The following is an 18,400-nucleotide window of genomic DNA, read 5'->3' on the forward strand; positions in this document are numbered from 1 at the left end:
AATGATGATTGCGGCTCGCCGACAGCGAGGCACTCAGGAACGCAAGCGCCAGCCTGTCCGGAAGATATGGGCGATGACGCCGGTACAAACGGCGAGGAAAGCGACGGTGATGCCGAAACTGATCCAGATATTCACATCGCTGCTGCCGTAAAACGTCCATCGCAGCCCGCTGACGAGATAGACGATGGGGTTGGCCAGCGCGATCGTGTCCCACGGCTTGGGCAGCATGTCGATCGAGTAGAATGTCCCGCCGAGGAAGGTCAGAGGCGTGAGGAACAGCATCGGAATGATGCCCAGCTTTTCGAAATTGTCAGCCCAGATGCCCAGGATAAATCCGAACAGGCTGAACGCCGCGGCCACCAGCATGATGTAGAACATCGCGAGCAACGGGTACGCGATGCTGTAGTCCACGAAGAGTCGCGCAGTCAGCAGGATAATGGCGGCAAGGATCAGGCTCTTGGTCATCGCTGCCCCGACGAAACCGATCAGCGTTTCGGCGACCCCCACCGGCGCGCTCAGCAATTCGTAGATCGTGCCAGTGAAGCGCGGCATGTAGATGCCGAAGCTGGAGTTGCTGGTCGTTTCGCCAAGCAAGGTCAGCATCAGCAGTCCGGGGATGATGAAAGCGCCGTAATCGACGCCGCCAAGGTCTGGCATTCGCCCGCCGATCGCCGCACCGAAAACGATGAAATAGAGCGAGGTCGTCAGCACCGGCGCAAGCACGGACTGGAAGGCCGTGCGCAGGAAGCGCAGCAGCTCGCGCTTGTAGATCGACCAGGTGGACCGCCAACCGATCATCAGGCCTCCTCTCCCAGCAAGGCAACGAAAATATCTTCGAGGCTGCTCTCGCGCGTCTCGATGCCTGTATAGTCTATCCCGGCGCGGGTCAGCGCCTTGGTCAGGTCCGCGACTTCCGCCTTCCCACGACCCGTGCCATCGCCGCCGCGATAGCAAAGCGAATGCCCGCCCTCTTCCAGCTCGACCGGGAAATGAGCGATGGCGGCGGGGATCGTATCGAGCGGCTCAGCCAGCGAAATGTGCGCCTCGGTCCGGCCGAGCTTCGACATCAGCGCTTCCTTCTCGTCGACCGCGATGATCCGACCCTGGCGGATGATACCGACGCGGTCGGCCATTTCCTCGGCTTCCTCGATATAGTGGGTCGTTAGGATGATCGTCACGCCGCGGGCGCGCATCTGGTCGATGATCGCCCACATCCCCTTGCGCAACTCGACGTCTACGCCCGCCGTGGGCTCGTCGAGAAACAACAGATCCGGCTCATGCGCCAGAGCCTTAGCGATCAGGACCCGTCGCTTCATCCCGCCGGACAAGGCCATGATCCGTTCGTCGCGCTTGTCCCACAGGCTGAGGCTGCGGAGGATCTCCTCGATCCGTTCAGGGTCGGGAGGCAGTCCGAAGAGGCCTCGGGAGTAGCTCACTGCGCGGACAACGGGCTCGAACATGTCGGTGCTCAGCTCCTGGGGAACCAGTCCGATGCGGCTGCGGGCCTTGCGCCAGTCGGTGGCGAGGTCGTGGCCGAAGGCACGAATTGTGCCGTCGCTCGGGCGCACTAGGCCGCATACCGCGCCGATCAGCGTGGTCTTGCCTGCGCCGTTAGGCCCGAGCAACGCGAAGATTTCTCCCCTGCGGATAGTCAGATCGACATCGTCGAGCGCCTTCAGCCCGCCGGGATAGACCTTGGTCAGGCCGCTGAGTTCAAGAATCGGCTCCACTCAGCCGTGGCTAGCGGCAATCCAGTTCCCGTGGAAGCCCGGGGGGATAAGATGCGGGATGTGCACCGAAGCCACCGGCTCGAGCGTGATCGCCTCGAGAATTTCGAGAGTGCTGGTCCGCGCATTGCGATCGATGACATATCCCATGATCCAGCCATCTCCTTCGGCTGCATCCTCGTTGCGCGGCACGAAGACGAACTCACCGGGTATGCGCCCTTCCCCGAAATTGTGTTCGATCCGCTCTCCGGTCTGGAGGTCGTGTCGATAAATCGGAAGTGCGGAGAAGAATTCGAGATCGCCCTCGAGCGCATCGCTCCACAGGTACCGATAGGGCTTTGTGAAGTAGCGCTCGTCCGGTCGCGGGAATTCCTGCCCCGACGAATCAAGCGTAGCGCGCTCGACGGAATGCGCCGCCGGATCGACCGTCCAGCGTTCCAGGCCCAGCGGTTTGCCATAGGGTCCGGGCATCTCGCCGTCGAAAATCGTCTCATAGGCGCACAGGTCGATCACAACCTTGCCGTCAGCCTCGAAACTGTTGCCGACGTGGAAGACGTAGCAGGGGTCGACATCGCACCAGACGATGTCCTCCGCCGTGCCAGTACGTGGCAACAGCCCGACGCGGGCCCGGTGCTCGCGATTCCACCGATAGGGGAAGCGCTGGCCGGCCAACATCGCCTTCATGGAGAAGGTCACCGGCAAGTCGAGAATGACGACGTAGTTCTCGGTGATGGAGCAATCGTGGATCGAGGGACCATGAGCGACCGGGATCGTCAATTCGCGCAAGACATTACCGTCGCGATCAAGCGCCACGTGCCGGATGCGATCGGGACGTTCCGCCTCGTAACAGACTGCATGCAATTCGCCGGTCACCGGACACTGATGCGGGTGCGCGGTGAAGGATCCGGCAAGACCACCGCCAAAATTGCTATAGGCGATGCTTTCAAGATGATTGTCGAGTTCGACCGGGTAGGAGCCGGCCTCAACGAGCGCCATGATCCGGCCGCCGATATCAAGGATATTGGTATTTACCGTGTCGCCGAAGCCCCGGCGGGGTCCGCCGACGGCGGCCGGGCCGCCCTTTTCGGCGAGCGTGTTCGAGCGGATGAAGCGATTGCGATACCACTCGGCCTTGCCGCCCGTGAGCCGGACGCCATGGACCATGCCATCGCCAATGAACCAGTGGTGCCCCTTCCCTGCGTCGCCATAAGGGTTCGGCCCGATGCGGACATAGCGGCCATCGAGTTCCTCAGGGATCGTTCCGGTGACGACCAGGTCCTCGATAGTCTTTTCCTCCGTCATCGGGGTATGAACACCGGTGAGGAAAGGATTTTGCGATGGCTCCGGCAGGCGCGTGCGGTTGATGCTCGCCACAGCCTGAATGGCCGGAGTGACGGCCTTGCGGATGGTCTTCTCGATGACACTTGCCATGTGCGAATCGCCTCGTCTAAAGTGAACGCTGTAAACATAGAGAGAATGCTAACAGTGTCAACATCGCCGGAGACCTACCACCATGGCAGCCTTCGTGACGCGCTCTTGCAGGAAGGACTTGCAGCGCTGGAAGGAGAGGATGGGAAAGAGCCGTCACTGCGCGAACTGTCGCGGCGGGTCGGAGTATCGCCGACCGCCGTCTATCGACATTTTCCCGATAAGCAGGCCCTCACGCGGGCTCTGGCCACCGAGGGCGCTAAACGGTTGAGCGAAGCGCAGCACGAGGCCGCTAGCCACGCAAATGACCTTCCGACACGCTTCGCCCTGACCGGGAGGGCTTACGTCCGCTTCGCACTCGCCCACCCGGTCCTGTTCCGGCTGATGTATACCCAAGGGGCTCCGGCCGAGCACAGCGAACAGGCGGATCCCGCCCGCGCATTGCTCGACGACCTGACCAGCCAATTGTCACGCACCAAGGAAGAGGCCGAGCGGCTTGCGCTACAGGCCTGGTCGATCGCGCATGGTATCGCGATGCTGATGCTCGATGGTCGCATCCGTGCGGACGATGCGCTGATCGACCGTCTGCTCGACACCGCAAGCCTTTTCCCGGTTCAGGGCAGGAGCAGCGAGGAGTCCCCGTAGCTGTAGAAGCGGTACTCGTTATCGATGGCATGTTGATAGGCCGCCATCATCCGCTCTCGGCCCATTAGTGCGCTGACCAGCATCATCAGCGTCGATTTGGGCAGGTGGAAATTGGTCATGAGTCCACCCACCGCGCGAAAGCGATAGCCGGGCGTGATGAAGATGTCGGTGTCGCCTGCAAACGGCCCGATAACGCCATCGGCATCCGTCGCGCTTTCGAGCAAGCGCAGGCTCGTGGTGCCGACAGCGACGATCCGCCCGCCGGCCTCCCGCGCGGCGTTCAGGCGCTCGGCCGTTTCCGGTTCGATGCGGCCCCATTCCGAATGCATCGCGTGATCGTCGGTGTCTTCCGCCTTCACCGGAAGGAACGTCCCCGCGCCGACATGCAATGTCAGCGTCTCGCGCGCGATGCCCGCCTCGTCCAGCGCGTCGATCAACCGCGGCGTGAAGTGCAGCGCGGCGGTCGGCGCGGCAACCGCACCATCTTCGCGCGCGAACATGGTCTGGTAGTCCTCCCGGTCCTGCGCGTCGGTGGCCCGCTTGCCCGCGATATAGGGCGGCAGCGGCATGCGCCCGGCCCGTTCCAGCAGCACCTCGACCGGCTCTTCGCCATGGAAGCCGAGCACGAAGCTGCCATCGGCAAGGCGCTCTTCGGCCGTGGCGAAGACATCGCCGCCGAATTCAACCGTATCACCAGTGCGCAGGCGCTTTGCGTTGCGGATGAATGCCTGCCAACGGCGCAAGTCGATACGCTTGTGGAGCGTGGCGCCGATTCTGGCCTCGCCCCGCCGTCCCTCCAGCTGGGCTGGAATGACGCGAGTATCGTTGAAGACGAGCACGTCGCCACGCCGGAGCAGGCGCGGCAAATCACGCACCCCGACATCCTCGAACGCCCCTTTCCCCCGCACGACCAGCATGCGCGCCGCATCCCGCGGACGTGCAGGGCGCAGCGCGATCCGCTCTTGCGGGAGGTCGAAATCGAAAAGGTCCACCTTCATGACGGGGCCGATTAGGCGCGCCGCCATGAAGGCGCAAACCCTATTCCTGGATAGGCGCGTTAAGGTCGTCGACGCTGATTTCGTCAGCGGCGCGCGGGGCAGTGTTGACCGGCACCGGCTTGTTGTCCGATGCAATCGACGCCTGAACGATGCGCGTCGGATTTGCCGGCGGTTCGCCACGCTCGATTGCATCGACCGCCGCCATGTTCGAGATCACCCGGCCGAAATTGGTGTAGTTCTGATCGAGGCTGAAGCGCGGGTAGAAAACGATGAAGAACTGGCTGTTGGCGCTGTTCTCGTCAGAGGCGCGCGCCATCGACACCGTGCCGCGCACATGCGGCATCGGATTGAATTCGGCGTTGAGATTGGGCAGTTCGGACGACCCGCGGCCAGTGCCGGTGGGATCGCCTGTCTGCGCCATGAATCCGTCGATCACACGGTGAAAGATGATTCCATCGTAAAAGCCTGCGCGAGTCAGCCTCTTGACCCGCTCGACGTGATCGGGCGCCCAGCTGGGCATCAGGCGGATGCCGACGCGCTGGCCATTGGAGAGGTCGAGCAGCAGAATATTCTCCGGCTCGACCGCCATGTCGAAATTCACCGGATCGTAGGTCCGCTGGGTCGGCGTGGCTGAGGTCGCCTCGGCGTCCTGCGCGATACCGGCAGTCGGCAGAGTTGCGACAAGCGCCGCAGCGGCAAGGGCAAGCGTGGTCTTGATCATGGAAATTCCGTGAAGTTTCATGGATTGACGCCCGTCTAGCGAGCGCGGTCTGTCGGTTCAATGAATAGCATGGGGACGCTCAATAGTCGCCGAGCCGACCCATCTTCTCCACGCGCGCGATCACGTCCTCGCATACCGGCGGGCTGACGAAGGGAGTGATGTCACCGCCGAACAAGGCGATTTCCTTCACCAGTCGCGAGGCAATCGGCTGAAGCGAAACGTCCGCCATCAGGAATACTGTCTCGATATCATCGTCCAGTTGCTGGTTCATGCCTGCCATCTGGTACTCATACTCGAAGTCCGCGACCGCGCGCAGGCCGCGGATGAGGACATTGGCACCCATTTTCTGAGCGAATTTCACCAGCAGGGCATTGAAGCCGACGACCTCGACATTCTCCAGCCCCATCGCGGCAATTTCGCGCTCGACCATGGCGAAGCGTTCCTCGGTCGAAAACATCGGATTCTTGGACGGGTTGGTCGTGACCCCGATGATCAGTCGGTCAACCAGCTTGGATCCGCGACGGATGATATCCGCATGGCCCAGCGTGATGGGGTCGAAGGTGCCCGGATAGATGCCGATCCGCTCTGCCATCAATGATCCCTCTTCACGATGAAGCGCGCCAACTCGGTAAGCAGGCGGGCGTCCGCGCCGTGGTTTGCAAGGTGGGTGCCGGCCTGCTCGACCAGCATTTCGGCCTGCGCGCGTGCCTTGTCCACGCCCATCAGCGTGACGAAAGTCTGCTTGCCCTGCCCCTCGTCCTTGCGCAGCGCCTTACCGGCCTTGTCTTCGTCACCTTCGACATCGAGCAGATCGTCGGCGATCTGGAAAGCGAGCCCGATATCGCGGGCATAGGCCCGCAAATGGACGCGCCCTTCCGGGGGGACCCGGCCGAGTACCGCCCCCATCTCGACGCTCGCGGCCAGCAGCGCACCAGTCTTGAGCTGCTGCAATCGAGTGATCTGGCGCAGGTCGTACTCTTCCTCTTCGGAAACGATATCCATCATCTGGCCGCCTGCCATGCCGTCGTGCCCGCTCGCCCGTGAAAGAGTCGCGACAAGCTCGGCGCGAACGAAGGGATCGGTGCTGGTGTCCGGCTGCGTCAGAATGTCGAAGGCAAGCGCGTGGAGGCAGTCCCCCGCCAGCACCGCCGTCGCCTCGTCAAAGGCTTTGTGCAAGGTCGGCTTGCCATGGCGCATGTCATCATCGTCCATGCACGGCAGATCGTCATGGATCAGCGAGTACGCATGAATTGCCTCCACCGCGCAGCCAGCATTGACCGCCGCATCGCGATTGACACCATACAGATCGGCAGTTGCCACCAGCAGCAGGGGGCGGACCCGCTTGCCGCCGCCGATCGCGGCATAGCGCATCGCTTCGACAAGCCGCGCCCGACTGTCCTGCGGCACCGGGAGGAAGGCGTCGAACGCGCTGTCCACATCGGCCTGGATGCGCTCGAACGCGTTGGCGAGAATATCGGGCATGCCCGTCATCGCGGTCACGCAGCGCCGCCCGCGTCGAAGGGCTCGGTTCCGGTCGGCTGGCCATTAGCGCCCTGCACGATCTTCTCGATCCGGGCTTGCGCGGCGTCGAGCCGGGCCTGGCACGCTTTGCGCAGGTTTTCGCCCCGTTCGTACAGCTCGATGCTTTCATCGAGCGGCACATCGCCGCTTTCGAGCCGGCGGACGACTCCCTCGAGGGACTTCAACGCCTCTTCGAAACTCATCTCTGCTATGGGCTTGTCTTGCTCTGTCATCGCAGGCGAGCATTGACCGCACGCGCGTGGGCGGTCAAGTAAACCGCAGACAGGGGGATCGGATATGACGTGGATTGTCGCTTACATCGCAGCCGCGATTGCCTTTGGCCTGCTTGATGCGCTGTGGCTCGGTTGGGCGGGCGACAATTTCTACAGGCCGCGGTTGGGCGATATGCTGGCCGACAGTTTCCGCATGGCACCCGCCCTCGTTTTCTACGCGGCCTATATCGCCGGCATCGTCTGGTTCGCTGTGCGGCCGGGCCTTGAGAATGGTGTCGGAGCCGCAGTGCTGAATGGCGCGCTGCTCGGCGCACTGTGCTACGCCACCTACGATCTCACCAATCAGGCGACCATGCGCCAATGGTCAACCATGGTGACGATCGCCGACATTTGCTGGGGTGCCTTCGCCACTGCCATCGCCGCCGGCGCGGCGACCTTTGCGGCAACCCGTTTGACGTAAGGCGCGCGCGATGTTCATCGGCCATTTCGCCCCCGCCCTTGCAGCGAAAGCCGTGACCCGCGATGCCCCGCGCCTCGGCACGCTTTTCATTGCCGCGCAACTGATCGATTGGGCGTTCTTCCTCTTCGCCATGATCGGCATCGAGAACTTGCGCATCGTTCCCGGGATCACCGCCATGAACCCGCTGGACCTTTATCACATGCCGATAAGCCATTCCCTGCTCGGCACTGCAGGTTTCGCAATAGCGTTCGCTCTGGTGGTGTACCTGGTTTCGCGCAATGCGGTGGCTGCAACTTGGGCGGGCATAGTTGTGATCAGCCACTGGGTGCTCGACCTGCTCGTCCATCGCCCCGACCTGACCCTTGCAGGCGGCGAGGAAAAGCTCGGCCTTGGCCTATGGAACCAGCCCCTTATCGCGATGCCGCTGGAACTCGGCCTGATCGGCCTCGCCTTCTGGTGGTATATGCGCCGCACGAAGGGCCCCATCGTGCCACCTCTGATATTGCTGGCTATCATGCTTGTGATGCAGGCGATCAACTGGTTCGGACCCGAACCGAAAGCAGCCGATCTGGCCATGAAAGCTACCGCGCTGTTTGCCTTCGCCGTGGTGACGGCAATCGCCTATTGGGTGGATCTGACCAGGTGGCATAAGAGCGAAGTGGGACTAGCGGTCAGCAGCGCGCCCCGCTAAGGGCGCGGGCCATGAGCGAAATCACTGCAGACGTCGTCGCCCAGCACGGTCTTTCCGAAGAAGAATACCAGCGCGTCCTGAACGCGCTCGGCCGCGAACCAAACCTTGTCGAACTCGGCATATTCTCTGTCATGTGGAGCGAGCACTGCTCCTACAAGAGCTCACGCCTGCACCTGAAGAAGCTGCCGACCGAGGCACCGTGGGTGATCTGCGGCCCCGGCGAGAACGCGGGTGTCATCGACATCGGCGACGGGCAAGCCGCCATCTTCAAGATGGAGAGCCACAACCACCCGAGCTACATCGAGCCCTATCAGGGTGCGGCGACCGGCGTCGGCGGCATCCTTCGCGACGTCTTCACCATGGGCGCGCGGCCGGTAGCGAACGCCAATGCGCTGCGCTTCGGGCGGCCCGATCACCCGAAAATGAAGCACCTCGTCCAAGGCGTGGTCGCGGGCATTGGCGGCTACGGCAATTGCGTGGGCGTTCCGACAGTGTGTGGGGAGACGAATTTCCACCCCGCCTATGACGGCAATATCCTCGTCAACGCGATGACCGTGGGCGTCGCCGATGCGGACAAGATCTTTTACAGCGCGGCGACCGGCGTCGGTAATCCGATCGTCTATGTCGGCTCTAAGACCGGACGCGACGGCATCCATGGCGCGACGATGGCAAGCGCCGATTTCGAGGAAGACGCCGACGCCAAGCGCCCCACGGTGCAGGTGGGCGACCCCTTCACCGAGAAGCTGCTGATCGAGGCCTGCCTCGAATTGATGGCGACCGACGCCATCGTCGCGATCCAGGACATGGGCGCGGCGGGCCTGACCTCCTCCAGCGTCGAGATGGCGACCAACGGCAAGGCCGGCATCCGCCTCGACATGGACAAGGTGCCGTGCCGCGAAGAGGGCATGACGCCCTACGAAATGATGCTGAGCGAAAGCCAGGAGCGCATGCTCATGGTGCTCAAGCCCGGCAAGGAAGAGATGGCGGCCGCGATTTTCGAGAAGTGGGAGCTCGATTTCGCGGTGATCGGCGAGGTAACCGATACGCAGCACATGGTGCTCGAATTCGGCGGCGAAGTCGTTTGCGACATCCCGCTCGGCCCCCTTGCGGCCGATGCGCCGGAGTATGACCGGCCCTACCTTTCAAAGGAAGAATACACCGCCTGGGCTGGTATCAAGCCGATGACCGAGCGGCCCGATACAGACGATGTCGGCCGCGATCTCATGACGCTGCTCGCCTCGCCCAACCTGTCTTCGCGCAGGTGGATTTCGGAGCAGTACGACAGCCAGGTCGGTGCGGATACGCTCCAGACCGGCGGCGATGCAGGCGTGGTCCGCGTACACGGTACGAGGAAGGCGCTGGCGATCAGCACCGATTGCACCCCGCGCTATGTCCACGCAGACCCCTATGAGGGCGGCAAGCAGGCGATCGCCGAGGCCTATCGCAACCTGTGCGCCGTGGGCGCACGCCCATTGGCGGTGACCAACTGCCTAAACTTCGCCAATCCGCAGCGCCCCGAGATTATGGCGCAGTTCGTCCATGCACTGGAAGGCATGGGTCGCGCCTGTCGCGTGCTCGACTTCCCGATCGTGAGCGGCAACGTCAGCCTCTACAACGAGAGCAAGGCGACCGGCGGCGGTTCGGCCATCCTGCCCACGCCCGCCATCGGCGGTGTCGGCCTGATCGACGACTACGACCGCATGATGACCATGCCGTTCAAGGCGGAAGGCGAGGCGATCTACCTCGTCCACGCCGAGGAATGGGCAACCGCCGACCCTGAGCGCTCGCATCTCGGCAAGTCGCTGTGGCTTTCGGAGATTCATGGCCGCGACGAGGGCCGAACCCCGCCAACCGACCTCACGGTCGAGAAGAATGCGGGCAAGATTGTCCTGCAACTGATTGCCGATGGTCTCGTCAGCGCAGTGCACGATGTGTCCGACGGCGGTCTCGCAATCGCGCTTGCCGAAATGGCCATGGCGGGCGGGATTGGCGCGGACGTGGAGTGGAACGAGGAATATTCGAAGGCCGCATGGTGGTTCGGCGAAGACCAGGGCCGCTATGTCGTGACCGTTCCCGACACGCAGGCGCTGAATGAGGCGCTCGCCAAGGGTACCGAGAACGACGAGACCGCGTCGATCGGCTTCCGACGCATCGGGGTGACCGGTGGTACCACGCTGTTCGGCCAGTCGATTGAAGAGATGCGCGCTGCACACCGCAGTTTCTTCAGCGAGTGGATGGACGCCTGAGATCGGCACTGATGGCCGCCGTGCAGTTCATTCTACACTACGGCGGCCACTGGCTTGTGCCGCTCGTCATCGCCCGCGTCGTCGCGAACAAGGAATGGCTCCGCTTTGCGATTGTGATGCTGGCCGCAAACCTCATCGATCTAGATCATCTGCTCGCCGAGCCGATGTTCGATCCCGACCGCTGCAGCATCGGCTTTCACCCTCTGCATGGGTGGGTCGCGGCCCTGGCTTATCTCGCCGCTCTGGCCGTCCCAAGATGGTGGGCGCGCGGCTTCGGCCTCGGAGCCTTGTGGCACCTGGCGGTCGACTATGGCGACTGTCTCATGCAGGGTGCCTGACATGACCGCTGGCTATTCCGAAACCCCGCTCGCCAAAAAGCTCTCCCTGCGCGATGGCCAGCGGGTCTGGTTTTTCGAGATGCCGGAAAGCGTGCAGGACGAAATTGGGGAATACGCCCTCGAGCTGACCTTCGTAGCTAGTCCCGACGAGCGCCTCGATGCCGCGCACATTTTCGTTGCCGAGCAAGCCTTACTTGAGCGGAAACTCGCGGAATTGCGCCGCAGCATCGCTCCCGACGGGCAGGTCTGGGTCAGCTGGCCCAAGAAAGGCTCCGGCGTCGCAACCGAGATCGACGAGCACGATGTGCGTGAGGCAGGCCTTGCCATCGGCTTCGTCGATACGAAGAAATGTGCGGTCGACGAAACCTGGTCCGGTCTGAAGTTCGTCATCCGCAAGGAGCTGCGCTGATCGGTACCGGCGCCAACCTGGAAACTTTGACATGCGCGATCACGATACCCTGCCCTATTCCACCCCTGCCCTCGCTGATGGCGAGCGGGTCGCGCGCGCACTCCGCATGCGCGATCGGCTGAAGCAACGCCGCAGCTGCCGCTATTTCTCCGACGCCCCGGTTCCTCGCAAGGTAATCGAGGCTGCCATCGAGGCCGCAGGCACCGCGCCAAATGGTGCCAATCACCAGCCCTGGCACTTCGCTGTCGTCTCTTCTGCCGACATGAAGCGAAGAATTCGCGAAGCCGCAGAGGAAGAGGAGCGCGCCTTCTACAGCGGCAAGGCAAGCGATGAATGGCTCGACGCCCTCGCCCCGCTCGGCACCGACGCGGAAAAACCATTCCTTGAAACTGCACCTTGGCTGATCGTGGTCTTCGCGCAGCGCAAGGGCGGCTTCGATGAAGATGGGGAAACCCAGAACTACTATGTCAACGAAAGCGTCGGAATCGCTTGCGGCATGCTGATCGCAACGCTGCACGAGGCTGGCTTGGCGACACTGACTCACACGCCGTCACCAATGGGTTTCCTGCGCGAAATCTGTGGGCGCCCCGCTCACGAAAAGCCGGTCATGATCGTGGTCGCAGGGCTTCCAACCGAGGATGCGACAGTTCCGGTCAAGGCGACGCGCAAGAAACCGCTATCGCAAATCTCCAGCTGGCTCTGATGCTCAGGCGGTGATCGGATCGTCCTGCCTGCGCGGGGCGAGCAGATCGTAGGGATCGATCCCTTCCTCGCGCCAGATGCGATGGCACTCGGTGTACCAATAGGGGGCCGGGATGTTGAGTTCCGCCCGCGCTTCTCGCAAATCCTTGGCAAGCAGGTCGCGGATCGAAAGGCCCACCAACGGAGGGCAGGCCTTCCCGGTTCGGTGGGCTTCGCGCGTGGCCTTGAGCACCGGTGCCCTGCTGTCGCGCTGCAGGCGCTTGATGTGGAGCGAGCCGGCATAACCGAGAAGCAGATGACCCTGGCTCGGCGCCTGGCCGTGCGTGAACAGCAGCACGCATTGTTCGCCGAGCGCATCGCGCCCGTAGCCGGTGAGCACGTGCATCAGGTCGTGCGTATCGCGCTGGCGAAAGCCAAACCATTGGATAAGGTCAGGATAGGTCGGTCGGCCGGCCTTCTGCGATTCCTCGACCAGACCTGCCGCAGTCAGACCCTCGCGCTCCATGAAGTCGCAATATGCCTGCGCGACGCTGCCCTCCGGATAGGCGCGCAGGGCCTCGTGGTCGTCAAGCAGCGGCGGCAGGAAAGGCTCGTACTTGCGCAGTGTCTCGCCTGTTTCGCTCAATGCCAGCGCACGCACGCGGGGCAAGAAACTGCGTGAAGGCAGGGCATCGTAAATCTGGAAAACGACCGCGGTGTTTTCCTTGTCCTTCAGCAACTCGCGGAAGCTGCGAACCGCGTGCAAGGGACGGTACTTCGGAGTTGGACGGTCCGGATGTCTCAGCGGCGTTCCGTCACGCGCGGCCTCTCCGGCGGCGGCGTGAGTGCTGGGGTATTTCACGTAAGCAACCCTTTCTTTCCGCCTACATACCCCGCCGACACCTGTTTGCATTGGACAGGAGCGTCATGGCATTCAGCCCTGAACCCACTCCGATTGCGGAATGTCGAACAGCTTGAGGATCGCTGTCAGATCCTTGCTGACGATGCGCCCGCTTGCAGCATCGCGCGCCTTCGGCTTGGCGCGGTAGGCGATGCCGTAATCCGCGGCCTTAATCATGGGTATGTCGTTCGCCCCGTCACCCGTCGCGAGCACGCGAGCGCCCTCGCCAAGTTGCGCGCGCTCTTCCTCCAGCGTCGCCAATTTGGTCGATGCGTCGCTGATCGGTCCCGCCAGTCCCCCAGTCAGCGTGCCACCATTTACGCCGAGCCGGTTGCCCACTACGCGCTCGAAGCCGAGTTGCTCGGCGATCGGATCGGCGAAATGGTGAAAACCGCCGGTCACAAGTACCGCGCGGCAACCTTTGGTCCTCAATGTCTGCACCAGTGTCCGGGCGCCCGGCACGGGGGTGATCCGCTGGGCGAGGCATGTGTCGATAGCACCTTCGTCCAGCCCCTGCAGCAAGCCCACGCGTTCGGTCAGGGCTGCAGCAAAATCGAGCTCGCCCTGCATTGCCCGCTCGGTAATCGCCGCCACCTGCTCTTTGATTCCGGCGAAATCGGCCAGTTCGTCGATACATTCCTGCCCGATCATGGTTGAATCCATGTCGGAGACAAACAGGCGCGGCACCTCGATCTCGTGATCGGCGACCAGCATGTCGCATTCGCCGAAATGTTCGACGATAGCCGCCGTCAGTTGGCCCTGCTCTCCGTGCGGGAGGGAAAGCTGCAGTACGTCGCTGCAGAAATCGAGCATGCCCGCCATCGCCACCGGCGTGCCCGCATTCGACAGCGCTTGGGAAAGCGAGTCGAGGCGGGTTTCGATGCCTTGCTGGTCTGCTATCAGCCGGGCGATGAGCACTGCGCAATCTCCTGAAAATCAAGCCGTGGCGCTCATCGCAGGGCCGACTGCGAGCGGCAAGAGCGATCTCGCGGTCAGGCTGGCGCAGCGCATCGAGGCGAGCGGCCGGCCGAGTGCCGTCGTCAACGCCGATAGCCAGCAGGTCTATGCCGATCTCGAGATCCTGTCGGCGCGCCCGGGCAAGCACGAGATGGGCGGCATCGAGCATCGCCTATTCGGAACCTGGGACGGTGCGCAGCCCTGCTCTGCGGCGGATTGGGCCGGACAGGCGAAGCAAGAGATTGCCGATCTGCACGCGCGCGGCGGCGTGCCGGTGCTCTGCGGCGGAACCGGCCTCTACATCCGCACCTTGCTCGACGGCATCTCGCCCGTTCCGCCGATCGATCCGGATATCCGGGCGCAGGTGCGCGCGCTGCCCGTCGAGGCCCTACGCAAATGTCTGATCGGCGAAGACCCTGCCAGCGCCGCCCGCCTCAACGAGCGCGACATCCAGCGCATGAGCCGCGCGCTGGAAGTGGTCCGCTCGACCGGACAGTCTCTGGGATGGTGGCAGGAGCGCAAAGCGGGCGGGATTGCCGAGGATATCAGTCTTCATCCGCTTGTCCTGATCCCCGACCGAGACTGGCTTTACGAACGCTGTGACCGGCGGTTCGACTGGATGCTGGAGGCGGGCGCCATCGAGGAAGTTGCGACCCTGGCCAGGCGCGGGCTTGATCCAACCCTGCCGGTGATGCGGGCGATCGGCGTCCCCGAAATCCTCGCTTATCTTGAGGACGAGCTTGATCTCGCCAGCGTGGCCGAGGCGGGAAAGACCGCCACGCGGCAATACGCCAAGCGGCAGTTCACGTGGTTTCGCAACCAGCCCCCACGCGACTGGCCACGGGCGGATAAGAAAACTATCGCTGAATACGATTTTTTTGTTTCTTTATTTCAATGAGGCGGTTGACCGCGCAATTCACCTATGCCAAGCAGGATCCACTTCGGCCCGGTGCTACAGACCCCAGCACCGGGCCGATTTTTGCCTTTGCAACTTGCCGAAACGGCAGGAGGACAACGTGACGACCGAGCGCAGCGGTGCGGCCATATTGATCGAATGCCTGAAGCGGCAGGGTGTCGAATTCGTATTCGGCTATCCCGGCGGCGCGGTCCTGCCGATCTATGACGAGCTCTTCGCAGACGAGGATATTCGCCACATCCTTGTCCGCCACGAAGCCGGCGCTGCGCATGCGGCGGAAGGTTACGCGCGCTCGACCGGCAAGCCCGGGGTGGTGCTGGTGACCAGCGGCCCGGGAGCGACCAATGCCGTGACCGGTATCGCCGACGCCTATATGGATTCGATTCCAATGGTCGTCATCACCGGCCAGGTCCCGACGGCGCTCATTGGCACGGATGCCTTCCAGGAAGCCGACACCGTCGGCCTCACGCGCCACTGCACCAAGCACAACTACCTTGTGAAAGATCCCGAGCGCCTGCGCGCGACGATCGAAGAGGCGTTTCGTATTGCCACTACCGGCCGCCCCGGACCGGTCGTGGTCGACATTCCCAAGGACGTTCAGATTGCCCTCGCCAATTGGGAAGATCAGGACGAAACGCCCCTGCCCTCGCATCGCTACCAGCCCCGGATGGTCGGCGCGGCGGACGAGATTGCCGAGGCCGTGGAGATGCTTGCCGCGGCGGAGCGTCCGGTGTTCTATACCGGCGGCGGCGTGATCAACGCCGGTCCGGGCGCGACGGACCTGCTCCGCGAATTGCAGGCGGTAACCGATGCTCCCGTCACCAGTACGCTGATGGGTCTTGGCGCTTTTCCCGCCGACCATCCGGACTGGCTCGGCATGCTGGGTATGCACGGCACGTTCGAAGCCAATATGGCGATGAACAAGGCTGATCTCATCGTGGCGATCGGCGCGCGCTTCGACGACCGTGTGACCGGCCGGCTCGATGCCTTCGCTCCGCAGGCGAAGAAAATCCACATCGACATCGACCGTGCGCAGATCAACAAAATCGTGCCCGTCGATCTCGGTATCGTCGGCGATTGCGCGCATGTGCTCGACCAATTGCTTGAGGGCTTCAAGGCTCGTAAACCGCGCGACCTCAGCGAATGGAAGGCCCGCATTCTCGGCTGGAAGGCGCGCGATTGCCTCGCCTATCCCGACCGCCGCGACGCGATCATGCCGCAAAAGAGCATCGAGCGGCTGTTCGCGCTCACGAAGGATCGCGATCCGATCATCACGACCGAAGTCGGCCAGCACCAGATGTGGGCGGCGCAGTACTTCGGTTTCATGGGCCCGAACAAATGGCTGACCTCCGGCGGGCTCGGCACGATGGGCTATGGTCTGCCCGCTGCGATAGGCGCGCAGCTGGGCAATCCGGACGCGCTGGTTATCGACGTCGCCGGTGAAGCCAGCATTCAGATGAACATTCAGGAGTTGGGGACCGCAAGCCAGTTCCGACTGCCGGTGAAGGTCTTCATCCTCAACAACGAGTATATGGGGATGGTCCGCCAATGGCAGGAGCTGACCTATGAAAGCCGCTATTCAAATAGTTACAGCGATTCCCTGCCAGACTTTGTGAAGCTGGCCGAAGCATATGGCTGGAAAGGTATCCGGATCGAGGATGAAAGCCAGCTTGACGCCGGCATCGAGGCCATGCTTGCGCACGATGGGCCGGTGATGGTTGATTGCATGGTTGCCAAGGAGGCCAATTGCTTCCCAATGATTCCGAGCGGCGCGGCGCATACCGACATGCTGCTGTATGGCGATCAGGTCGATGGCACGATGGACGACGAAGCCAAGGCTTTGGTGTAGGGGCGCAATCTGATGAAAATCGCCGAACAGGCCGCGGAACGGCATGTCCTCAACGTGATCGTCGACAACGAGCCGGGCATCCTCGCCAAGATCACCGGAATGTTCACCGCGCGCGGCTACAACATCGACAGCCTGACCGTGGCCGATATTTCGGAAGATCACGCGATCAGCCGGATTACCATCGTCACTAATGGCCCAGAGCCGGTGATCGACCAGATCCGCGCGCAGTTGGAGCGGCTGGTGCCGGTGCACAAGGTCATCGATTTGACCGAGGAAGGCGCCCACGTAGAGCGCGAACTTGCGCTGGTTAAGGTCGCAGGCAAGGGCGACAACCGCGTCGAGGCCTTGCGCATCGCTGAGCTGTTCCGCGCCAATGTTGTCGACACCACGACGCAGAGCTTCGTCTTCGAACTGACCGGCGCGCCGGACAAGATCGACAGCTTTATCGCCTTGATGCGCGAACTCGGGCTCGTCGAGGTCGGGCGCTCGGGAATCGTGGGGATGATGCGCGGGGCGGAGAAAATCTAAAGTCATCCCAGCGAAGGCTGGGATCGCTTTCCATCCGGGTTCGGCCTAACCGCACCCGATCCCGGCGTCCGCCGGGATGACGAATGAGGGATATGATGCAAGTCTATTACGATGCCGATTGCGACCAGCAGCTGATCAAGGACAAGAAGGTCGCCATCGTCGGTTATGGCAGTCAGGGCCACGCTCACGCCCAGAACCTGCGCGACAGCGGTGTTGGCGAGGTCGTCATCGCGCTGCGCGAAGGATCTGCTACGGCGAAGAAGGCCGAAGGTGCCGGATTTACCGTTAAGACCGTGTCCGAGGCTGCCGAGTGGGCCGACGTCCTCATGATCCTCGCACCGGACGAGCATCAGGCGGCCATCTACGCGAACGAGGTCGCGGGCAATATGCGCCCCGGCACCGCCCTCGCCTTTGCGCATGGCCTCAATATCCATTTCGGCCTGATTGACCCGCCCGGCGACGTCGATGTCATCATGATCGCCCCCAAGGGGCCCGGCCACACGGTGCGCGGCGAATATATCAAGGGCGGTGGCGTGCCCTGCCTCATCGCCGTCCACCAGGAGAGCAATCAGTCGGGCGGCAACGGCTTCGCCAAGCAGCTCGCGCTGTCCTACGCCAGCGCAGTCGGCGGCGGCCGGTCGGGCATTATCGAGACCGATTTCAAAGAAGAGTGCGAGACCGACCTCTTTGGCGAACAGGCAGTGCTGTGCGGCGGAATCACCCACCTCATCCAGGCCGGTTTCGAAACGCTGGTCGAGGCCGGCTACGCGCCCGAAATGGCCTATTTCGAATGCCTGCACGAGACCAAGCTGATCGTCGACCTGCTCTACGAAGGCGGGATCGCCAACATGCGCTATTCGATCTCGAACACGGCCGAATACGGTGACATCAAGACCGGCCCGCGCATCATCACGGATGAGACCAAGGCCGAAATGAAGCGCGTCCTCAAGGACATCCAGTCGGGCCGCTTCGTCAAGGATTTCGTGCTCGACAACCAGGCCGGCCAGCCCGAGCTGAAGGCAAGCCGGAAGGCCGCAGCGGCCCATCCGATCGAGCAGACCGGGGCGCAGTTGCGCGCCATGATGCCGTGGATCGGCGCCAACAAGCTGGTCGACAAGGAACGTAACTAGTCGAAAACTAAATGACTTTCG

The 18,400-nt window shown here is 62.8% G+C and carries 21 protein-coding genes; 11 read left to right on the forward strand and 10 right to left on the reverse strand.

The features are described from left to right. Nucleotides 1-33: 33 nt before the first annotated feature. Genes P8Q88_RS14860 through P8Q88_RS14870 form a run of 3 tightly spaced genes read right to left on the reverse strand, consistent with a single transcriptional unit; the run spans nt 34 to nt 3,158 of the window. Nucleotides 34-798, reverse strand: coding sequence for an ABC transporter permease (locus P8Q88_RS14860; protein WP_278324641.1), 765 nt, complete (start codon nt 796-798; stop codon nt 34-36). Beyond that, entirely contained in the window at nt 798-1,730 is a 933-nt protein-coding gene (locus tag P8Q88_RS14865) for an ABC transporter ATP-binding protein (RefSeq protein WP_278324642.1), read from the reverse strand. The genes P8Q88_RS14860 and P8Q88_RS14865 overlap by 1 nt, the downstream gene beginning before the upstream one ends. Further along, a complete protein-coding gene (locus P8Q88_RS14870; RefSeq protein ID WP_278324643.1) occupies nt 1,731-3,158 on the reverse strand; it encodes an 8'-apo-carotenoid 13,14-cleaving dioxygenase in 1,428 nt (475 codons plus the stop codon). 45 nt (nt 3,159-3,203) lie between these two features. Here P8Q88_RS14870 and P8Q88_RS14875 point away from each other — a divergent pair, with 45 nt between their 5' ends. Next, nucleotides 3,204-3,800, forward strand: a complete 597-nt coding sequence (locus P8Q88_RS14875) for a TetR/AcrR family transcriptional regulator (protein WP_278324644.1) — start codon at nt 3,204-3,206, stop codon at nt 3,798-3,800. On the opposite strand, the gene queA is transcribed toward P8Q88_RS14875, so the two are convergent. The 5 genes from queA to P8Q88_RS14900 all read right to left on the reverse strand — a co-directional run bounded on the left by queA (nt 3,770) and on the right by P8Q88_RS14900 (nt 7,273). Then, entirely contained in the window at nt 3,770-4,798 is a 1,029-nt protein-coding gene (queA, locus tag P8Q88_RS14880) for a tRNA preQ1(34) S-adenosylmethionine ribosyltransferase-isomerase QueA (protein ID WP_278324674.1), read from the reverse strand. The two genes, P8Q88_RS14875 and queA, sit on opposite strands and share 31 nt — an antisense overlap. 40 nt (nt 4,799-4,838) lie before the next feature. Continuing rightward, complete coding sequence (locus P8Q88_RS14885) at nt 4,839-5,519, reverse strand: peptidylprolyl isomerase (protein WP_278324645.1); 681 nt, start codon at nt 5,517-5,519, stop codon at nt 4,839-4,841. 79 nt (nt 5,520-5,598) lie between these two features. Next, complete coding sequence (coaD, locus tag P8Q88_RS14890) at nt 5,599-6,111, reverse strand: pantetheine-phosphate adenylyltransferase (protein ID WP_278324646.1); 513 nt, start codon at nt 6,109-6,111, stop codon at nt 5,599-5,601. Further along, complete coding sequence (locus tag P8Q88_RS14895; protein WP_278324675.1) at nt 6,111-7,010, reverse strand: polyprenyl synthetase family protein; 900 nt, start codon at nt 7,008-7,010, stop codon at nt 6,111-6,113. Before P8Q88_RS14895 ends, coaD begins: the two co-directional genes overlap by 1 nt. Nucleotides 7,011-7,015: 5 nt before the next feature. Beyond that, entirely contained in the window at nt 7,016-7,273 is a 258-nt protein-coding gene (locus P8Q88_RS14900; protein ID WP_278324647.1) for an exodeoxyribonuclease VII small subunit, read from the reverse strand. A gap of 64 nt (nt 7,274-7,337) precedes the next feature. On the opposite strand from P8Q88_RS14900, the gene P8Q88_RS14905 reads away from it, so the two are divergent. From P8Q88_RS14905 to P8Q88_RS14930, 6 genes are read left to right on the forward strand one after another with little or no spacing between them, the layout of a single operon-like run. After that, nucleotides 7,338-7,733, forward strand: coding sequence for a DUF2177 family protein (locus tag P8Q88_RS14905; RefSeq protein WP_278324648.1), 396 nt, complete (start codon nt 7,338-7,340; stop codon nt 7,731-7,733). Nucleotides 7,734-7,743: 10 nt separating this feature from the next. Further along, nucleotides 7,744-8,424 (forward strand): hypothetical protein, encoded by a 681-nt coding sequence (locus P8Q88_RS14910; protein ID WP_278324649.1) that lies wholly within the window; start codon nt 7,744-7,746, stop codon nt 8,422-8,424. An 11-nt stretch (nt 8,425-8,435) separates the two neighbouring features. Then, nucleotides 8,436-10,670 carry a phosphoribosylformylglycinamidine synthase subunit PurL gene (gene purL / locus P8Q88_RS14915; RefSeq protein WP_278324650.1) on the forward strand — a complete coding sequence of 745 codons (2,235 nt, stop codon included), beginning with the start codon at nt 8,436-8,438 and terminating at the stop codon, nt 10,668-10,670. 11 nt (nt 10,671-10,681) lie between these two features. Next, entirely contained in the window at nt 10,682-11,008 is a 327-nt protein-coding gene (locus tag P8Q88_RS14920) for a DUF6122 family protein (RefSeq protein ID WP_278324651.1), read from the forward strand. Nucleotide 11,009: 1 nt separating this feature from the next. Continuing rightward, nucleotides 11,010-11,417 (forward strand): DUF3052 family protein, encoded by a 408-nt coding sequence (locus P8Q88_RS14925; RefSeq protein ID WP_278324652.1) that lies wholly within the window; start codon nt 11,010-11,012, stop codon nt 11,415-11,417. A gap of 31 nt (nt 11,418-11,448) precedes the next feature. Next, nucleotides 11,449-12,120 carry a nitroreductase family protein gene (locus P8Q88_RS14930; RefSeq protein ID WP_278324653.1) on the forward strand — a complete coding sequence of 224 codons (672 nt, stop codon included), beginning with the start codon at nt 11,449-11,451 and terminating at the stop codon, nt 12,118-12,120. A gap of 3 nt (nt 12,121-12,123) precedes the next feature. Here the strand turns inward: P8Q88_RS14930 and P8Q88_RS14935 are convergent, their stop codons facing one another. Both P8Q88_RS14935 and serB read right to left on the reverse strand, forming a co-directional pair. Then, nucleotides 12,124-12,960, reverse strand: a complete 837-nt coding sequence (locus P8Q88_RS14935) for a Coq4 family protein (protein ID WP_278324654.1) — start codon at nt 12,958-12,960, stop codon at nt 12,124-12,126. Between the two features lie 72 nt (nt 12,961-13,032). Beyond that, on the reverse strand, nt 13,033-13,917 hold the full coding sequence (gene serB / locus P8Q88_RS14940) for a phosphoserine phosphatase SerB (RefSeq protein ID WP_278324655.1): 885 nt from the start codon (nt 13,915-13,917) through the stop codon (nt 13,033-13,035). On the opposite strand from serB, the gene miaA reads away from it, so the two are divergent. The 4 genes from miaA (at nt 13,910) to ilvC (ending at nt 18,379) form a co-directional block, all read left to right on the forward strand. Beyond that, nucleotides 13,910-14,854, forward strand: a complete 945-nt coding sequence (gene miaA / locus P8Q88_RS14945) for a tRNA (adenosine(37)-N6)-dimethylallyltransferase MiaA (RefSeq protein ID WP_278324656.1) — start codon at nt 13,910-13,912, stop codon at nt 14,852-14,854. The two genes, serB and miaA, sit on opposite strands and share 8 nt — an antisense overlap. Nucleotides 14,855-14,972: 118 nt before the next feature. Next, entirely contained in the window at nt 14,973-16,721 is a 1,749-nt protein-coding gene (ilvB, locus tag P8Q88_RS14950; RefSeq protein ID WP_278324657.1) for a biosynthetic-type acetolactate synthase large subunit, read from the forward strand. A gap of 12 nt (nt 16,722-16,733) precedes the next feature. Then, entirely contained in the window at nt 16,734-17,249 is a 516-nt protein-coding gene (ilvN, locus tag P8Q88_RS14955) for an acetolactate synthase small subunit (protein WP_278324658.1), read from the forward strand. Between the two features lie 95 nt (nt 17,250-17,344). Next, entirely contained in the window at nt 17,345-18,379 is a 1,035-nt protein-coding gene (ilvC, locus tag P8Q88_RS14960) for a ketol-acid reductoisomerase (RefSeq protein WP_278324676.1), read from the forward strand. The last annotated feature ends 21 nt before the right edge of the window (nt 18,380-18,400 follow it).

This window comes from Qipengyuania marincola, from assembly GCF_029688625.1.
In the GTDB taxonomy this organism is placed as follows: domain Bacteria; phylum Pseudomonadota; class Alphaproteobacteria; order Sphingomonadales; family Sphingomonadaceae; genus Qipengyuania.